General features: G+C 32.2%; 15 protein-coding genes. 11 read left to right on the top strand and 4 right to left on the bottom strand.

What is annotated here, in order from left to right:
* Positions 1 to 33 precede the first annotated feature (33 nt).
* Positions 34 to 2,838 (top strand): DNA methyltransferase, encoded by a 2,805-nt coding sequence (locus HMPREF1630_RS00925; RefSeq protein ID WP_037326199.1) that lies wholly within the window; start codon positions 34 to 36, stop codon positions 2,836 to 2,838.
* A gap of 175 nt (positions 2,839 to 3,013) precedes the next feature.
* On the opposite strand, the gene HMPREF1630_RS00920 is transcribed toward HMPREF1630_RS00925, so the two are convergent.
* The gene (locus tag HMPREF1630_RS00920; protein ID WP_037326196.1) at positions 3,014 to 4,036 is read right to left on the bottom strand and encodes a LacI family DNA-binding transcriptional regulator; all 1,023 of its coding nucleotides are present in this window, start codon (positions 4,034 to 4,036) and stop codon (positions 3,014 to 3,016) included.
* A 160-nt stretch (positions 4,037 to 4,196) separates the two neighbouring features.
* On the opposite strand from HMPREF1630_RS00920, the gene HMPREF1630_RS00915 reads away from it, so the two are divergent.
* The 5 genes from HMPREF1630_RS00915 to HMPREF1630_RS00895 all read left to right on the top strand — a co-directional run bounded on the left by HMPREF1630_RS00915 (position 4,197) and on the right by HMPREF1630_RS00895 (position 9,784).
* The gene (locus HMPREF1630_RS00915) at positions 4,197 to 5,339 is read left to right on the top strand and encodes a Gfo/Idh/MocA family protein (protein ID WP_037326193.1); all 1,143 of its coding nucleotides are present in this window, start codon (positions 4,197 to 4,199) and stop codon (positions 5,337 to 5,339) included.
* Between the two features lie 17 nt (positions 5,340 to 5,356).
* Positions 5,357 to 6,352 (top strand): substrate-binding domain-containing protein, encoded by a 996-nt coding sequence (locus tag HMPREF1630_RS00910; RefSeq protein ID WP_037326191.1) that lies wholly within the window; start codon positions 5,357 to 5,359, stop codon positions 6,350 to 6,352.
* Between the two features lie 64 nt (positions 6,353 to 6,416).
* A complete protein-coding gene (locus HMPREF1630_RS00905; protein ID WP_037326189.1) occupies positions 6,417 to 7,916 on the top strand; it encodes a sugar ABC transporter ATP-binding protein in 1,500 nt (499 codons plus the stop codon).
* Positions 7,909 to 8,871, top strand: coding sequence for an ABC transporter permease (locus HMPREF1630_RS00900; RefSeq protein WP_004829891.1), 963 nt, complete (start codon positions 7,909 to 7,911; stop codon positions 8,869 to 8,871). Before HMPREF1630_RS00905 ends, HMPREF1630_RS00900 begins: the two co-directional genes overlap by 8 nt.
* A 1-nt stretch (position 8,872) precedes the next feature.
* Positions 8,873 to 9,784: a sugar phosphate isomerase/epimerase family protein gene (locus HMPREF1630_RS00895; protein WP_004829888.1), complete on the top strand. Its 912-nt coding sequence runs from the start codon at positions 8,873 to 8,875 to the stop codon at positions 9,782 to 9,784.
* A gap of 144 nt (positions 9,785 to 9,928) precedes the next feature.
* On the opposite strand, the gene HMPREF1630_RS00890 is transcribed toward HMPREF1630_RS00895, so the two are convergent.
* Both HMPREF1630_RS00890 and HMPREF1630_RS00885 read right to left on the bottom strand, forming a co-directional pair.
* Positions 9,929 to 10,231, bottom strand: a complete 303-nt coding sequence (locus HMPREF1630_RS00890) for a hypothetical protein (protein WP_052039338.1) — start codon at positions 10,229 to 10,231, stop codon at positions 9,929 to 9,931.
* Entirely contained in the window at positions 10,231 to 10,488 is a 258-nt protein-coding gene (locus HMPREF1630_RS00885; RefSeq protein WP_037326186.1) for an AbrB/MazE/SpoVT family DNA-binding domain-containing protein, read from the bottom strand. The genes HMPREF1630_RS00890 and HMPREF1630_RS00885 overlap by 1 nt, the downstream gene beginning before the upstream one ends.
* Positions 10,489 to 10,681: 193 nt before the next feature.
* On the opposite strand from HMPREF1630_RS00885, the gene HMPREF1630_RS00880 reads away from it, so the two are divergent.
* The 4 genes from HMPREF1630_RS00880 (at position 10,682) to HMPREF1630_RS00865 (ending at position 13,686) form a co-directional block, all read left to right on the top strand.
* Complete coding sequence (locus tag HMPREF1630_RS00880; RefSeq protein ID WP_037326183.1) at positions 10,682 to 10,882, top strand: helix-turn-helix transcriptional regulator; 201 nt, start codon at positions 10,682 to 10,684, stop codon at positions 10,880 to 10,882.
* The gene (locus tag HMPREF1630_RS00875) at positions 10,879 to 11,325 is read left to right on the top strand and encodes a hypothetical protein (RefSeq protein WP_037326180.1); all 447 of its coding nucleotides are present in this window, start codon (positions 10,879 to 10,881) and stop codon (positions 11,323 to 11,325) included. Before HMPREF1630_RS00880 ends, HMPREF1630_RS00875 begins: the two co-directional genes overlap by 4 nt.
* A gap of 40 nt (positions 11,326 to 11,365) precedes the next feature.
* Complete coding sequence (locus HMPREF1630_RS00870; RefSeq protein WP_037326177.1) at positions 11,366 to 11,899, top strand: GNAT family N-acetyltransferase; 534 nt, start codon at positions 11,366 to 11,368, stop codon at positions 11,897 to 11,899.
* A gap of 263 nt (positions 11,900 to 12,162) precedes the next feature.
* Entirely contained in the window at positions 12,163 to 13,686 is a 1,524-nt protein-coding gene (locus tag HMPREF1630_RS00865; protein ID WP_037326174.1) for an ATP-binding cassette domain-containing protein, read from the top strand.
* 116 nt (positions 13,687 to 13,802) lie between these two features.
* Here the strand turns inward: HMPREF1630_RS00865 and HMPREF1630_RS00860 are convergent, their stop codons facing one another.
* Positions 13,803 to 14,738 (bottom strand): hypothetical protein, encoded by a 936-nt coding sequence (locus tag HMPREF1630_RS00860; protein WP_037326171.1) that lies wholly within the window; start codon positions 14,736 to 14,738, stop codon positions 13,803 to 13,805.
* A gap of 236 nt (positions 14,739 to 14,974) precedes the next feature.
* On the opposite strand from HMPREF1630_RS00860, the gene HMPREF1630_RS00855 reads away from it, so the two are divergent.
* On the top strand, positions 14,975 to 16,855 hold the full coding sequence (locus HMPREF1630_RS00855; RefSeq protein WP_037326168.1) for a peptidoglycan amidohydrolase family protein: 1,881 nt from the start codon (positions 14,975 to 14,977) through the stop codon (positions 16,853 to 16,855).
* Positions 16,856 to 16,928 lie beyond the last annotated feature (73 nt).

Here is a 16,928-nt window from a genome sequence, read left to right as displayed (position 1 = left end):
TAAAAGCAAGAGAATAATAAACTTGGAGTGACTATGAAATTAGTAGATCAACAAAAAAGAGCAAGAGAATTTGCTAAGAGATGGGCAAATACAGGAGATGAAAAAAGCGAGAGCCAAAAGTTTTGGCTTGAATTATTGGAAAATGTATTAGGAGTCGAAGATCCTTATTCCTACATAGAATTTGAATCAAGAATAAAACTAGATAATACTTCCTTTATAGATGGTTATATAGAGGCAACTCATGTACTAATTGAGCAAAAATCATCAAATAAAGATTTAAAAAAACCTATTATCCAATCTGATGGAACTAAGCTTTCACCCTTCCAGCAAGCAAAGAGATATTCTATTGAACTACCCTATTCTCAAAGACCAAGGTGGATAATTACCTGCAATTTCAAAGAATTTTTCATCTATGATATGGAAAAACCAAATGCAGAAGCTGAGATTATAAAACTAGAAGACTTAGAAAATGAAGTCTATAGGTTAAACTTTATAGTCTCTGAAGAAGAAGACTTCATAAAAAGGGAAACCCAAATATCCATAGATGCAGGAGAGATAGTTGCAAGTCTTTATGACGCTCTCTTAAGGGAATATCAACACCCAGACAATGAAGCCACCCTCCATTCTCTAAACATTCTCTGTGTAAGATTGGTATTTTGCCTCTATGCAGAAGATGCAGGTCTATTTGGCAATAAAAATATGTTCCATGACTACCTAAATAAGTATAAGGATTCAAATCCAAGAGCAGCCTTGATAAACTTATTTAGGATATTAAATCAAAAAGAAGAAGACAGAGATCCTTACGAAGACAAAGACCTTTTAGCTTTTCCATATGTGAACGGTGGGCTTTTTGCGGATATGGATGTGGAAATCCCTAGATTAAACCCAAACATAGTTGACATCATCCTAAATAGGGCATCACTTGACTTTGACTGGTCAAAAATATCCCCAACCATCTTTGGTTCAGTATTTGAATCAACCTTAAACCCAGAAACCAGACGTTCTGGAGGAATGCATTACACATCTATAAAAAATATCCACAAGGTAATAGACCCTTTATTTCTAGACGAACTTAAGGAAGAATTTGAAGAAATCAAGGAAATTGACCAAGTAAAACAGAAAAGACAAAGGATTGAAGAACTTCATTATAAAATAGCCAACCTTAAATTCCTTGACCCAGCTGCTGGGTCTGGAAATTTTTTAACAGAAACCTATATTTCCCTAAGAAAACTCGAAAATAAAATTATAGAGGAAAAAATAAGGCAAAAAGATGTCATATCCATCTCCTTTATAGATGGCAGTTCGGAAGAATTAGAAGATCCTATTAGGGTAAACTTGGGTCAGTTTTATGGAATAGAAATAAATGACTTTGCCGTCACTGTAGCAAGGACAGCACTTTGGATATCAGAAGACCAAATGATGAAAGAAACCATGAACATAATCCACCAAACCATGGACATCCTTCCCCTTAAATCCTATGCCAACATAGTAGAAGGCAATGCCCTAACCATGGACTGGAATGATTTGGTAGATAAAAATGAATTAGATTATATAATGGGCAACCCTCCTTTTGTCGGAGGGATGATGATGGATAGGGAACAAAAAGAACAAATCAAATCTATTTTTGGGAATATATCAGGTGTAGGAGAGATTGATTATGTTACTGCTTGGTATAAAAAATCAGCAGAAATGATGAATGAAAATCCAAACATAGTTACAGCTTTAGTATCCACTAATTCAATAAGTCAAGGAATGCAACCTGCCATTTATTGGAAATATTTGAGGGATAAATATGATGTAGATATTGTATTCGCCTATTCAACCTTTAAATGGGAGAGTGAAGCTGTTATGAAAGCAGCTGTTCATGTTGTTATTATCGGTTTTACTAATATTAATAATGAGAAAAAAAGAGATAAATTTCTATATACTTCTGATACAGCAAGAAAAGTTAGTTATATTAATGGATATTTAATAGAAGCAGGAGATATCTATATTGAAAGTAGAAATAAACCCATATGCGATGTGAAAGAAATGAATTTTGGAAACATGCCTAGAGATGGTGGAGCATTTATTTTAACAGAGGAAGAAAAAGATTGGTTAATAAAAAATGAACCTATTACTAAAGAATGGATTCATTTATACCTAGGTGCTCGTGAATTTATTAATTCTAAGAAAAGATATTGTTTATGGCTAGAAGGAGTGGAGCCTAATCTTTTAAGAAATTCTGCATCTGTAATGAAGAGGGTAGAATCTGTTAGGGATATGAGATTGAGTTCAAAAGCAAAATCAACCCAAAAAATGGCAGAAACTCCAACTTTGTTCGCTCAAAGAACACAAAAGATAGGAAAACCGTTTATAATGGTACCAAGAGTCTCATCAGAGAATAGAAAATATGTTCCTATAGGATTCCTACCTGGAGATATAATAGCTAGTGACGCAGCCTTGATAATCACAGATGCTGATATATACGATTTTGGAATATTAACCTCAAATGTTCACATGTCTTGGATGAGAGCTGTAGCGGGTAGACTTGAAATGAGATATAGGTATTCAAAAAATATAGTCTACAACAATTTCCCATGGCCAGTCCTAGATGACTACCACAAAAGAAGGATAGAAAAGTCTGCTCAGATGATTTTAGATGCTAGAGCCATTTATCCTTCATCATCGTTAGCTGATCTCTATGACGAATTGGCCATGCCACCGGAATTAATAAAAGCTCACCAAGAAAATGATGCTAGAGTAATGAAAGCCTATGGTTTTGATTGGGAAAACATGTCCGAATCAGACTGCGTGGCTGAGCTTATGAAGATGTATGAAAAATTGATTGGAAAATAAAAATAATAAAATAGGAAAAAAATAAAGAGGCTCTTGCAAATTGTGAGTAATTATTGTTCCATCAGCAGAGGGTTCTCTTAGAAAACTTTTTATTTAGCCAACTGGCTAATGGAAGCAAAAATTTCTAAGAGCTTACTCTGGTTATATAAGGACGATTACTCATTCTACAATAGCCTCAGTTTTTATTTTCAACAAAAATTGCAGTTGAATCCCTTACTATTAGATCTGTATCAAAAATTATAGATTTTTGTTTTTTATCCTTATGTTCAATTAATTCCATAACTAATTCTGCTGACTGAAAGCCTATATCATAAGATGGCTGAGAAATTGTAGTTATGGAAGGAGAAGACATTTTAGATACGGACTCATTATCGAAACCTACTATGGAAACATCATGCGGAACATTAAGTCCTAAACTTTTTGCTGCATTAACAGATGCTACAGCGTAAACATCCGATACAGCAAAAATTGCATTTGGTCTATTTTTGCTTGAAAGTAAACTTTTTACATTGGTATATGCTAAGTCGTAGTCAATTGTTGAAAGGTTTATTATCCAATTTTTATCTATTTCTATATTATAATCACTTAAAGTATTTAAAAAACCCTTTTGCCTATGCCTTGCGTACTTATTTGTTATAGATGAATTAATTATTGCTATTTTTTTTCTTCCAAGAGAAATCAAATATTCAGTAGCAGTTCTTGCAGACTTTTTATCGTCTATACTTACAAATGAAAGTTCATTTTTTTCTGGATATTCTGAACACATAACCATGGGAAAATTTCTACTTAGACCTTGTAAAATATTATTTCCTTGAATAGAATTAGAATCCAAAGAAATAATTCCAGCTAGGCTAAGACTTTGGCAAAATTTATAGTAATCTTCAAAATTATTGTCAAAATTTTTAGTGCTTGCAAAAACGGCCTTATAACCGTGCATATTTAAAGAATCAAGAATACCAGAAATTACTGTACTTGTAAAGGGGTTATAAAAATCCGGGATTAATATTAAAATAATCTTTGAAGAAATTCTGATATTTTCGTTAATGGTATTTATATGATAACCCATTTTATCGGCAACTCTTATAACCTTTTTTCTTGTTTCTTCCTTTACTGTATCCGATCCATTTAAAACTCTAGATACAGTAGCAATAGAAACTCCAGCTTTTTTTGCTATATCGTCTATTTTTATTTTTTTCATAAACTTCTCCAATAAATTCAATTTATTAATATTATACACGAAAATTAAAAAATGAAAAATTTTCAGAAAAAAAGTAAATTTTACGAAAAATTGACAAATTTGAATTTTGATGCTAGAATCATAGTGAAAAGATTTTCACGAAAGGAGTTGATAGATAATAATGCTTAAAATAGCTTTAGTGGGTACAGGATTTATAGGAATGCAGCATATTGAAGCAATAGGAAGAATTCCAGATGCAAAAATAGTTGCTATAGCCGATAAGAACTTAAAAAAGCTTGATGAGTTAAAAAGCCAAGGTGTATGTGAAAACATTTACACGGATTTCAAGCAAATGATTAAAAATGAAAATATAGATATTTTGCACAATTGTACTCCTACCAATATGCACTATGAGGTAAATAAGTTTGCTATAGAAAATGGAATAAATGTTTATTCTGAAAAACCTCTAGTAATGACCAGCGAAGAAGGTGATGATTTACTAGAGATTTTGAAGGGCAAGAATTTACTTACAGCTGTAAATTTCAATTACAGAAGCAATCTATTTGTTCAAGAAATTCACGAAAGAGTAAAAGCAGAAGATTTTGGTAAAATTTTATTAGTTAAGGGAGACTATCTTCAAGATTGGCTTATGTTCCAATCCGATTATGATTGGAGAATGGATGTAAAAATAGGTGGAAAATCAAGAGCCTTAGCTGATATTGGTTCACATTTATTTGACATATTGGAATACACAACGTCAAAAAAAATAGTAAAAGTAAATGCAAAATTGTTTAAATCTTTTGAACAAAGAAAGAAATACAAGGATGTGGGCACCTTCAAGCAAGTCCAAACAGATAGGCAAGATTATGAACTAATAGAAGTAGAAAATGAAGATGGAGCTTTAGTACAAGTTGAATTTGAAGGTGGCATTTATGGATCTCTTTTGATTTCTCAAGTAAGCGCTGGCAAGAAAAACGGTCTTGAGATTAATATTTCTGGAGAAAACTATGCTCTAGAATGGAAACAAGAACAATCTGATAGGCTCTTTATAGGAAATAGGGATAAGGCAAATGAGCAGATTTATGCTGATGCGAAATATGTGAGTGAAAATGTAAAAAAATTTGCTAACTTACCTAATGGACATCCTGTAGGTTGGCACGATGCTTTAACAAATGGTATAAAATCTTTTTACCAAGATGTAAAAGATAAAAATTATAGTGAAAATCATACTTTTGCAACTTTCAAGGATGCAAATCATATTTTAAAAATTATTGATGCATGTTTTGAAAGTGACAAAACTGGAAAATGGGTTACAGTTAAATAATTAAATAGGAGAAGATTATGAAAGGTAAAATAAAAAAAATAATTGCAAGTGCTTTAATGATGGGACTTATATTGACATCTTGTGCAAATAATGGAAATAAAGATGTAAAGTCTAACGATACTAGTTCAGAAAAAGTAAGTGAAAAAAAGGCTGAAGATGATGGATTGATAGGAATTTCAATTTTAGCAGCAGATCATGGTTGGTTAGCTGCCTTATCATACAATGCTGAAGAAAAAGTCAAAGAAAGCGGAATAAATGCTAAAATCTTGACATCAAACAATGTAAATGAGCAAGCATCAAATATTGATGATTTAATAGCTATGAATCCTTCAGCAATAGTATTAGAACCACATACAGACGAAGTAAAAAATTACGCTAAGAAAATAATTGATGCAAAAATCCCTCTTGTTTTATTTGATAGATTAGTAGATGTTGATTATACTTCATATGTCACAGGAAACAATCCTAAAGTAGGTTCTACTGTTGCTGAATATTTGGGATCAAAACTTGATGAAGATGCAACTATAGCAGTACATAATGTACCAAGCGCAGGTTCTGTAAGCGCTGAAAGAGTTGACAACTTTAAAAAGGTTATGAAAGAAAAATATCCTAATATTAAATTAGTTGAATTCCAAACAGCAAGCTTTACTCAAGAAGATGGATTAAAATCAGGTGCAGACTTATTAACTGCAAATTCTAAGATAGACGCAATCTTTTCTATAGATGATGAATCATCTTTAGGTTTCTTACAAGCAATCAAAGATGCAGGAAGAGATGATATTAAATACATTTCAGGATGCGGTGGAAGCCAAGCATACTTTAAAAAAATCCAAGAAGAAAAAGATATTCATTTGTTCTCAGCAACATATAGTCCAAAAATGATTAAAGATGCAATAGAAGTGGCAACTAAGATTAGCAAGGGTGAAAAAGTTGAAAAAGATATTTTCATAGATCCTGAAATAGTAAGTAGTGAAAATGTTTCTGATTTTATAGATGCAAATTCACCATATTAAGATTAGTTAAGATTAGTAATCAAGAGCCTTTCGGCTCTTGATTTATTATGTAGAGGCAAAGAAAATGACTAACAATATAATTGAAATAAAAAAAATGAATAAATCTTATGGTTCTAATAAGGTTTTGAAAAATGTAGATTTCTCTTTAAAAAGTGGTGAAATTCATGCCTTGCTTGGAGAAAATGGTACGGGGAAAACGACCCTTATGAATATACTTGCTGGTGTCATAGATTATGATTCTGGCCAAATTTTCTATAAAGAAAAGCAGGTAGATAAAGATAACAAGGGTATGGAATTTTTAAGAGAAAAAATTTCCTTTGTCCACCAAGAATTAGCATTAATACCAGATTTAACTGTAGCAGAAAATTTATTTTTTGGTCAAGAAATTAAAAAATCATTTTTTCTTGATAATAAAAAAATGAATGAGAATGCCAAAGATATATTAAAAACATTACAGGTAGAAATTGATCCAACCTTACGTGTAAATAATCTAAATTCATCCTACCAACAAGTAATTGAAATATCAAAAGCAATTATGAAAAATTCTGAGGTTATAATCCTTGATGAGCCCACATCATCTCTTAGTGAAAATGAAATAAAGGAACTTTTTAAGGTTATAAGAAAGCTAAAAGATCAAGGCATAGCAATCATTTTTATATCTCACAAGTTAAATGAAGTTTTAGAAATATGCGATTCATATACGGTATTAAGGGATGGAGTACTTGTGAAAATGGGGCAAATAAATTCTTCATTAAAAGAATCTGATCTTGCAAAATTCATGGTAGGGAAAGACGTTGACAATAAAAATATTTATACAAAAAGAAAACTTGGCCCTGTAATTTTAAAGACGGAAAATTTAAGTAGGGACAAAGAGTTTGAAGATATAAATATAAGTATAAAAAAGGGCGAAATAGTTGGAGTAACGGGTTTACTTGGCGATGGAAGAAGTGAAGTTTTTGAAACTATCTATGGAAATAAGCCTAAGTATGAAGGAAAGGTTATTTTTGAAGATAAAGAAATAAAATGTAATTCAACTAGTAAATCCATACAAAGAAAAATATCTTATGTTCCAAGAAATAGAAAAACTAACTCCATAATAAAACATTTGTCAATTTCTGACAATCTTAATATATCAAATTTTAGAAATTTGAGTAAAAATGGAATAATTGAAAATGATAAAATAGAAAAACAAAACAAATTTTTTAAGGATAAACTTAATATAAAGTTGGCAAGTTTTAGTGATTTAATAACATCACTTTCGGGTGGTAACCAACAAAAAGTAATTATTTCAAGAGCTTTAAGTATAAATCCTAAAATAGTTATACTTGATAATCCGACCCAGGGGGTTGATGTAGGTGCGAAATTTGAAATTTACCACCATATAATAGAATTAGCTGAAGAAGGAATAAGCTTTTTTATCCTATCGAATGAAGCTCATGAAATAATGGAAGTTTGTGACAGAGCCTATGTTATGTTCCATGGGCAAATAAGAAAAGAACTTCAAAGAGAAGATTTCTCGGAAGAACATATTATGACAATAGCAACAGGAGGAGACAATGAGTGAAAAAAAGAAAAAATTAAGGCTTACGGACTATAGCTCCATAATTGCTTTTTTGGTAATTTTTTTCATAGCAGTTTTGGTAAAAGGAACAACATTTCTAAGTCTAAGAAATTTTACAAATATACTTCTTAACAACGCAGTAATAGGAATTATAGCCTTGGGAATGACTATGATAATCATAACTGGTGGAATAGATCTTTCCGTAGGATCACAACTTGCCATGTCTGGTCTTATAGGAATTACTGTATTAAATACAACAGATAGCATTTTACTTTCAATACTTGCAAGCCTTGTAGTTGGAATTTTAAGTGGACTTTTATCTGGAGTTTTAATATCAAACTTTAAAATACCAGCATTTATAGTTACTTTGGGAACTACAAGTATTTACAGGTCGTTAAGCCAATATTTTTATCATGGTGGTGGAATTTTAGCAAAAGGAACTAAAGTCGACCAATTTTTGGCAATATCAAACACAAAAATTTTAGGAATAATCCCAACTCTTGTCTTATATTGGTTAATACTATCCTTAACCATAGGTTTTATAATGAAAAAAACAAACTTTGGAAGATATATATATGGATCGGGAAGTAATGAACAAGCAGCAAACCTATCTGGAGTAAACACCAAAAAAACTGTAATGCTAACCTATGTTTTAGCAGGATTTCTAGTTGCTCTTGCATCTTTAATGGAAGCATCAAGGCTAGGTAGTATGAACTCGGCATCATCAGGTCTGTCCTATGATATGGACTCCATAGCAGCTGTAGTAATAGGCGGAACAAGAATGTCTGGTGGTTATGGAACAATAATAGGAACAGTGTTTGGAACGCTAACACTTGGAATTATAAACAACATGTTGAATTTATTGGGAGTAAATTCATTTCTAGTAGGAGCTATAAAAGGTGCAATAATAATATGTGCTGTTTTACTACAAAAATATTTAGAAAAAAGAGAGGAATAAAATGAAATTAGGTTTTTTAAGCTCAATAGTACCAGATTTATCCTTTGAAGAAGTTATAGATTTTGCAGCTGAAGTTGGTTACGAAACAGTTGAAGTAGCTTGTTGGCCAAGTGGAAAATCTGAAAGAAGATATGGTGGAGTAACCCATATAGATGTTTGTAACCTAACAGAAGACAAAATATCCTATATAAAAAAATATTGTGAAGAAAAAAATGTAAGCATATCAGCTCTAGGATACTATCCAAACAACATGGATCAAGATCTAGAAAAAAGAGAATTTTATAATAATCATTTGCTAAAAGTTATAGATGCAGCAGATAAATTAGGAATCGGTCTTGTAAATACATTTATAGGAAGAATGACAGATAGAAACTTGGAAGATAATATCAATGAATTGAATTCTGTATGGGATCCTATCCTTGCACACGCAGAAAAAAGAAACATAGCCGTAGGTATAGAAAATTGTCCGATGCTTTTTACCTATGATGAATGGCCGGGTGGTCAAAATCTTGGTTCATCGCCACATAACTTTAGATTAATATTTGAAAAGCTCAAATATAAAAAAATAGGAATCAACTTTGATCCTTCTCACCATATTATTCAAGATATGGAATATGAAGAATTTTTCAAAAAATTTAAAGATAAAATCTACCACCTCCATATAAAAGATATGAAAATTGATAGAGAAAAATTAAATGAATATGGAAGGCTTGTCCCTCCAAATTTTTATACAATTCCTAAAATACCAGGACATGGAGATGTAGATTGGTCAAAATTTATAAGATCAGCTAGAGAAATAGGTTACAATGGACCTGTTGTAGTCGAAATAGAAGATAGAAGTTTTGAAAATAGCCTTGAAGATAGGCTTAATGCTTTAAAAATAAGCTATAGATATATGAGAAATTATATGTAAATTTTAAATACAATGAAAGTGTATGATATATTTGATACTAATGGGTATCTATAGACTGTAAAAAATATGTACAGAAACCTCCTAATTAAGAAGAATTAAAACTAATTAGGAGGATTTTTTATACTTGAGATTATACTTACGATTTTAGAATAGCTTAGTATAATTCGTACCATTGTCTTTAAATTTCTCTATTATATGAATGTTAAGTTTAAGTATTAAGAGAAATATTAATTCATCATTCTCGTAAAACCAAATAATTCGTATGTCCATATTTACAGAAGATTCCCATATGCCATCAGTACCTTGTATCTTCTTAGTTCTTAAAGATGGATGGGTGGGATCTTCTATGAAAAATTTAATTTTCTTCTTAGTTTGTTTCTTTTCTATTTCAGATAGGTTTTTATAGTGTTTTTTAAAGTCTTTTGAATAAGTAATTTTATAAGACATTACTTATCTAACTCCTCAAAAAGAGAGTCAATGGAATCAAAGATTGGTTGTTCACCATTTTTTATAGATTCTTTAATTTCATTTACTTGAGCTTTTAAATTTTTTATTATATGTTCTGGATAGATTGCAACTGGAGTTAGTATAATTTTCCCATTATCTTCCATAACTTCAAACTGATCACCTTGATTTAAATCCATTGAATTTACTATATCTTTTGGGATAGTGACTTGTGACTTAGCTTTTAGTTCAACTAACATGGTGAGACCTCCTAGGTTAGAAATTCTTACTTTCTAACTTGATTGTAATTGTTTCTAAGAAAAAGTCAAGCATCAATTAATTCGAAAAAAATTAAATTAAGATATAAGTTAGTTTGTGCAAAGCAAACTCGACAATAGATGCAAAGTATACTATACTTACAATAAAGATTTATTTTGAATAGAAGGTGGTTTATTGAAGACAAGGATAGCTGAATTAAGGAAAGAGAAGAAATTATCCCAAGCCGAGCTTGCTGACATAGTTGGAGTTACTAGGCAGACTATTACATCTATAGAAACTGGCAAGTACATAGCTTCTTTGCCCTTGGCTTATAAGATAGCAAAATATTTTGGATTAAAGATTGAAGATGTATTTGAACTTGAGGAGGAAGAATGAATTTAGAAAAATTTCGTGAAAAGTTGATAAGAAAAGAGAGAGTTTATAGAGCTTTTATAGGCTTTTCGATGGCGTTTTTGGGCTTTGTTAGATTTTTATTAAAAGACAACCTTGTGTTTAATGATTTATCATCAGGATTTTTAACAGGTCTTATCTTAGGGATGAATCTTATTTGTCTTTATCTTATTTTTAAAACCAATAAAGCCCTAAAAGACGAAAGATTATTGAAAGCGATGTATATAAGAGCATATGATGAGAGGGAAAATTTTATAAAAGTAAAATCAGCTTCTTATATAATAAGCATATTAGCTTTAGGAATTTTTATAGTCTCTATTATTGCTTCTTATATTAATATTATCGTATTTTATACGTTAGCAATTACAGGCGGTTTTCTCTTATTGGTAGGTTTGTCTCTTAAATTTTACTGGAAAAAAATAGTATAAAATTATAAGCATATTAGGTTAGCAATGTTTGAAGGTTTTTATGGGAAAATATAGGTTTGAGACAGAAAGATTATTTATTAGAGATATGGTTATTGATGATTGCGACGAAGTTTCAAAAATTTGGGGAAATGTAGATGTTGGTAAATATCTTTCTGATCCCTACTATAAAAATGGGGATGAGATAAGAAGTTGTTTTAAAAATGGCGAGCTTGATAATAGTGAAAGTTGGACTGATGATTTTTATTTTGTTCTACTTGATAAAATAAATAAACAAATAATCGGAACTACCTGTGCTTGGAAAATGGATGAAGAAGTTTGGGCAATAGGTTATACTTTCAAAAAAGAGTGTTGGGGTAAGGGACTTGCAACAGAACTTATTTGCTCTTTAGAGAAATTTGTTAAGGAAAAGGGTGGAAAATACATTTCTGCGGATGTTGCCAAAGAGAATATTGGTTCTATAAAAGCTTGTTACAATAATGGATTTAGTGACTATAGGCAAATAACTTTTAATAAATTAGGTACGGATATTATCTATGATGGGCTAGAGCTTAGAAAAAAGCTTGTAACTAGATAGATAATTCGGCATTTTTAATTAAATATTTTGAAATTATAATAAAGGCAGTATAGTAAAGTTATAAACAAATAAGGAGAGTTATATATAATGATTTTATAAGCAATATGGAAAGAGATACTGATTTTACCAGGGATTTTCCTTGGTGTGTTTTGGTATGCCATATTGTGGATGAGATTATTCTTTTAGGATAGGTCTGTTCACTTGGGACGGACTTTTTTGTGGTAAATATTATTCATATGTGGCATGTCGTCCTAGGAGGATATATGTTACAGATAAAAAACTTAGACATAACTTTGATTAAAGATGATAGGAAATTATTGGAAAATTTCAACCTAGCCTTAAATCCAGGCGATAAGGTAGGTCTTATTGGTGAAGAGGGTAATGGCAAGTCGATTCTTTTAAAGACTATAGTTGATAGGGGAGAAGTTGAAACTTATGCTCAAATAAGGGGAGAAATCCACAAAAAAGGCGAGATTATAGCCTATCTTCCCCAAAGCCTTGATGAAAAATTCTTGGCAATGACAGTTCACGACTACATGGACCAAGTCCTTGACCCAAGCCTTATAGATTATAATAAATTTTACAAGTATTTGGATGATTTTGGTCTGGATGAAGATTTGATTTTTGGAGACATAAAATTATCGGATTTGTCAGGCGGGGAAAGAGTTAAAATCCTTCTTTTGTTTGAACTTTTAAAAGATCCGACTTTATTTTTATTTGATGAACCGACCAATGACTTGGATTATGAATCGGTTAAAATTATTACCGATCTTATGAAAAAAATGGAAATCTCTTTGATTTTTGTTTCCCATGACCCAGCTCTCTTGAGGGAAGTGGCAAATAGGCTTGTTCACCTGGAGCAAGTTCACAGGCGCCAAGTCCCAAGACATACTGTATTTAACGGTGGCTATGAGTCATATATAAAAGAAAGGGAAAATCAGATAAGGATACAAAATGCAAGGGCAAGCAAAGAAAGAGAAGAATTTGATAAGAAGGAAGAAAGGTACAGAAGGGTCTACAATTCTGTAAAATACGCCATAAATACGACAAAAAATGATGCTGAGGGCAAAAATCTAAAGGATAAGATGGCTTCTGTAAAATCTTTGGAAAAAAGACTTCAAAAGGAAAAGGAAAAGCTCACTCCAAGACCTGATTTTGAGGATGCGATTGGAATATTTTTTGATGATAATATCGAGATTCCAAGAGCCAAAGTAGTTTTAGATTTTAAAATGAATGAGCTAAGGGTTGGAGGAAAAAATCTTTCTAAAAATATTGAGATACAAGTTAGAGGACCTCAAAAAATTTGTATAGTAGGTAAAAATGGTGCGGGTAAGACTAGTCTTTTAAAAAAGATTTATAAAAGCTTAAAAAATTCTGATTTGAAAATAGGATATATGCCCCAAGATTATTTTGAATATTTAGAAGATAAGGAAACTCCTATTTCCTACCTTGCAAAACAAGATAGCAAGGATGAAAAAATAAGAGTTTCAAATCTTCTTGGCAGCTTAAATTTTTCAAGGGAAGAAATGGAAAGAAGCCTTAAAAGCTTATCAGGCGGTCAAAAAGCCAAAGTGTTTTTTGCAAAAATGAATGTGGAAGGGGATCAAGCCCTAATCCTCGACGAACCAACAAGAAACCTATCTCCCCTTTCCCAACCAGAGATTATAGAAAGTCTCAAAGCCTATAAAGGAGCGATAATTGCTGTTTCCCACGATAGGGATTTTATAGATCAAGTTTTTGACCAGGTCTACAAGCTTGATTATAATGGTCTTAGAAAAATAAAATAAAAATTATAGGAAATCTAGGCAAAGTTATTGTTTGCAAATATTTATAATTTAGAAAAAAGATTATTAATAGTTCTAGATGCGAAAAAGACGGGAAATTCCCGTCTTTTATGCTTATTTTAGTTTTTTCCTGTATAAAGGGTTGAGGATCCTGGGTAGAGTTTGCCTAGTTCATCAAAGAGGAGACCGATGTCGCCGAAGCCTGTTTCTTCTAGGCGTTTTTGGGCTCTGGTGTTGGCTAGGTCGATGTCTTTGTTTGGAATCCTATCTACGACTTCCTTTTTAAATTCGTAGTGGTTGACCATAGCATCTTTGATTGCTTCGTAGTCTCTTTCTGAGGATCCGAATTTGATTAGGTCTTTGTAGTCTTCTGGATTTGCTGCACCTTCATTTTCATCTTTGTTTTCAGTCTGATCTCCTGTTAGGATCTCTTGGGCCATTTTTACGTAGTCATCGTAGTAGGCTAGTGGGTCCTTGTCATAGGCTTCGTGGAAGGCTTTTTCTACTTCTTTGTCTGTGAAGGCCCAAATTTGGTTGTAGTCTGCACCATTTTCTACCATGAGGTTTCTTTCCCATTTGAATTTATCGCCGATAGAATCATCGGTGCTTTTTTTCCAGTAGTATTTTGTTTCTATTGATTTTAGTGGGAATTTAAGTGATTTGTCTGGGTATTGACCTGCGAGTTCTTGGAAGAAGAAGTCTTTTACGTCCCAATATCCAGTTCTTTCGCTCATTTCTTCACATTTTTTGTAAAGGTCTATTAGTTCATCGTCATCTAGTTTTCTAGCAAGTGATGGGTCAAATTCTCCTATGTTTACCATGAGTTTTTTAAGGTTTTTGCCTGTAATTTCAAAATTACTTTCGTTTGCCTTCTCATCTTTAGGTGCTTCTTTTTCCTTTTCTTCTTGCTCTTTTTCTTTTTCTAAGTCAACCTTGCCGTCTAGGGCCTTGGCTATGGTTTCTTCAGAAACTTTGGATTCTGGTAGGTCGCTTCCTTTGCAACCTGTTATTACAAAGCCTAGGGCGAGGGCTAGGATTATTGTTTTTCTATTCATATTTCCATCCTTTTTAATTCCGTAATTATAAATTGATATATATAATGATACCATTTTAATGAATTTTATAAAGCTATCAAAAAGATGCAGGATTTTTTTCTTGGCAATATAAAATCTTTACAAATTTGTAACCGTTTTGTTGCAATTTCCTAGAAAATATTATATAATAGGGGTAGATTTTAGAATAGAGAACGAATGCCTGTAATTAAATTGTAATATAAGAGAGGGAAAAGACAATGAAAAAAATTAATAAAACTGTCCTGCTCGCCTCGACATTATTTATAACTTCCGCTATTAACCTAGCTGATAATGCCTATGCTAATGAAGATGTATTTGTCAAAGAGAGTGTGGATAAGATTAGCGAGGATAATGAAGGACTTGTTGATAAAACTCAAGAAATAGAAAGTAAGTCTTATAATAACTTAGATTTTAATGAAGTTAAACCTAGCGCTGATTCTACTTTTTCAAGTCTTGAAAAAACTGATAAGGATGCGACTAAGGCTCTTGATGAAGCTAAGGATAAGTCTAAGGATGGACAAGTTGATCCTAAGGCCATTCCAACAGTAGAAACTGGGACTCCTGCTGAGAAGAGAATTCCAGGTATTATTTATTATGACAATAGGGATCTTGATGAGGCTTTAAAAGAAGAAAAGTCTCTTTCTAGCGAGGTTAAAGACCTTCATAGCGAACAAAGCGAGATTGAAGAAGAAAATTACTACACAGGTTCTGCTGGTGGTTATTTTGTTAAAAAGAATAATAGGATTAACTATTATATAAACAACAAATTAGTTAGAAATGCTAATGTTAAGGTCAATGGTAGGATATATAGGGCTGATAAATTTGGTACTATTACAAATCCTAGGAATAAGTGGCTAAATATTGGCAAAGACATTTATTACAACAATAAAAATGGAAATATTCTTAAGGGTATTAACCAAATTGGTAAGTTTAAGTTCTGTTTTTCACAAGATGGTATTCTTGAGAGAAACAAAAAAGTTCTTACCAAAGATTCTTACTATGAAGTAGACAAGACTGGTAGGATGAAGACTGTTGCTAATAAGTGGGTCAATGTTAATAATGATATCTATAGGGTACTCGGTAATGGCAAGGTAGCCAAGGGTGTAACTAGGATTGGTAACAATGACTTCATGTTTGATAATGACGGCAAACTTCAAACCAACAAAAAAATGATTGTTTCAAACAAGTATTATGAAGTTAATGCCTCAGGTATAGTCACAAATCCAAAAAGCAAGTGGTTTGCTCTTGATGGCCAAACTTACTGGGTTAAGGAAGACGGCACTGTCGCTAAGGGTGCAGTTGAAGTTAACGGAAATACCTATGTATTTAACTATAATACTGGAGCAATGATTGCTGGTAGACCTTCCATAACTAATGGTCAATATTATATCACAGATGAAAAGGGTATATCTCAAATTATTAAGGATTCGTGGGTAACTTTTGAAGGTAAGACCTTCCACACCAATGAATCAGGCTATATCCAAAAGGGCCTTTGGGAAATTAATGGCAACCTATATTGTTTTGACAATGGTGGTTTAATTTTAAATTCTACCTATACTCAAAATGGAATCATATACAAGACAGATGAAAAGGGCATTGCAAGGATTGCAGGCTATACTGTAGTAGGCGATAAGGACATCGACTGCGTAATGCAATGGATGTTTGATGCTAAAAACAAACGCATGACTTACAATATGGGTCGTGGAAGAGTTACAGAAAAATCAGCAGACTGTTCATCAGCAGTGTTCAGATCCTTAATCTATGGTGGATTCCTAAAATCAGATGCCTATGTAGGCAATACCGAAACCTTATTTTCTATGGGAGATAAGGGAGAGGTAATGTACGAAATAGGCCCAGATGAGATAGATTATGGCGATATATTCGTAGCAGGTGTTCCAGGCAAGTCCTTAGGCGAGGGCGGCCACACAGGCTTTATATTAAATAAAAACGAAGATACAATTATCCATATGAACTATTCAGGAAATGGAGTTTCAATCACTCCAAGAGTAGGAAACATGGGAGATAAGTCAGGCAGACCTGTAAAATACTTTAGACTAGTAGGTGGTAAGTCTGATAGGAGATTCGTTGATAAAAAATAATAAAACAAGGTGATGTTGCAGAATAGTTAAAACTATTCTGCTCATCACTTTTTTCTTGGATATTTGTATCAAG

Source organism: Anaerococcus lactolyticus S7-1-13 (assembly GCF_000758765.1).
In the GTDB taxonomy this organism is placed as follows: Bacteria; Bacillota; Clostridia; order Tissierellales; family Peptoniphilaceae; genus Anaerococcus; species Anaerococcus lactolyticus.
The sequence above is the reverse complement of the archived record's forward strand: the minus strand, read 5'-3'. Positions and strand labels throughout refer to the sequence as shown.

What these genes read in the sequence shown, in the direction of transcription:
- HMPREF1630_RS00900 (WP_004829891.1), top strand. Translation starts at nt 7,909, where the DNA reads ATGAGTGAAAAAAAGAAAAAATTAAGGCTTACGGACTATAGCTCCATA.
- HMPREF1630_RS00910 (WP_037326191.1), top strand. Translation starts at nt 5,357, where the DNA reads ATGAAAGGTAAAATAAAAAAAATAATTGCAAGTGCTTTAATGATGGGA.
- HMPREF1630_RS00865 (WP_037326174.1), top strand. Translation starts at nt 12,163, where the DNA reads ATGTTACAGATAAAAAACTTAGACATAACTTTGATTAAAGATGATAGG.
- HMPREF1630_RS00895 (WP_004829888.1), top strand. Translation starts at nt 8,873, where the DNA reads ATGAAATTAGGTTTTTTAAGCTCAATAGTACCAGATTTATCCTTTGAA.
- HMPREF1630_RS00860 (WP_037326171.1), bottom strand. Translation starts at nt 14,738, where the DNA reads ATGAATAGAAAAACAATAATCCTAGCCCTCGCCCTAGGCTTTGTAATA.
- HMPREF1630_RS00870 (WP_037326177.1), top strand. Translation starts at nt 11,366, where the DNA reads ATGGGAAAATATAGGTTTGAGACAGAAAGATTATTTATTAGAGATATG.
- HMPREF1630_RS00925 (WP_037326199.1), top strand. Translation starts at nt 34, where the DNA reads ATGAAATTAGTAGATCAACAAAAAAGAGCAAGAGAATTTGCTAAGAGA.
- HMPREF1630_RS00890 (WP_052039338.1), bottom strand. Translation starts at nt 10,231, where the DNA reads ATGTCTTATAAAATTACTTATTCAAAAGACTTTAAAAAACACTATAAA.
- HMPREF1630_RS00875 (WP_037326180.1), top strand. Translation starts at nt 10,879, where the DNA reads ATGAATTTAGAAAAATTTCGTGAAAAGTTGATAAGAAAAGAGAGAGTT.
- HMPREF1630_RS00855 (WP_037326168.1), top strand. Translation starts at nt 14,975, where the DNA reads ATGAAAAAAATTAATAAAACTGTCCTGCTCGCCTCGACATTATTTATA.
- HMPREF1630_RS00915 (WP_037326193.1), top strand. Translation starts at nt 4,197, where the DNA reads ATGCTTAAAATAGCTTTAGTGGGTACAGGATTTATAGGAATGCAGCAT.
- HMPREF1630_RS00920 (WP_037326196.1), bottom strand. Translation starts at nt 4,036, where the DNA reads ATGAAAAAAATAAAAATAGACGATATAGCAAAAAAAGCTGGAGTTTCT.
- HMPREF1630_RS00905 (WP_037326189.1), top strand. Translation starts at nt 6,417, where the DNA reads ATGACTAACAATATAATTGAAATAAAAAAAATGAATAAATCTTATGGT.
- HMPREF1630_RS00885 (WP_037326186.1), bottom strand. Translation starts at nt 10,488, where the DNA reads ATGTTAGTTGAACTAAAAGCTAAGTCACAAGTCACTATCCCAAAAGAT.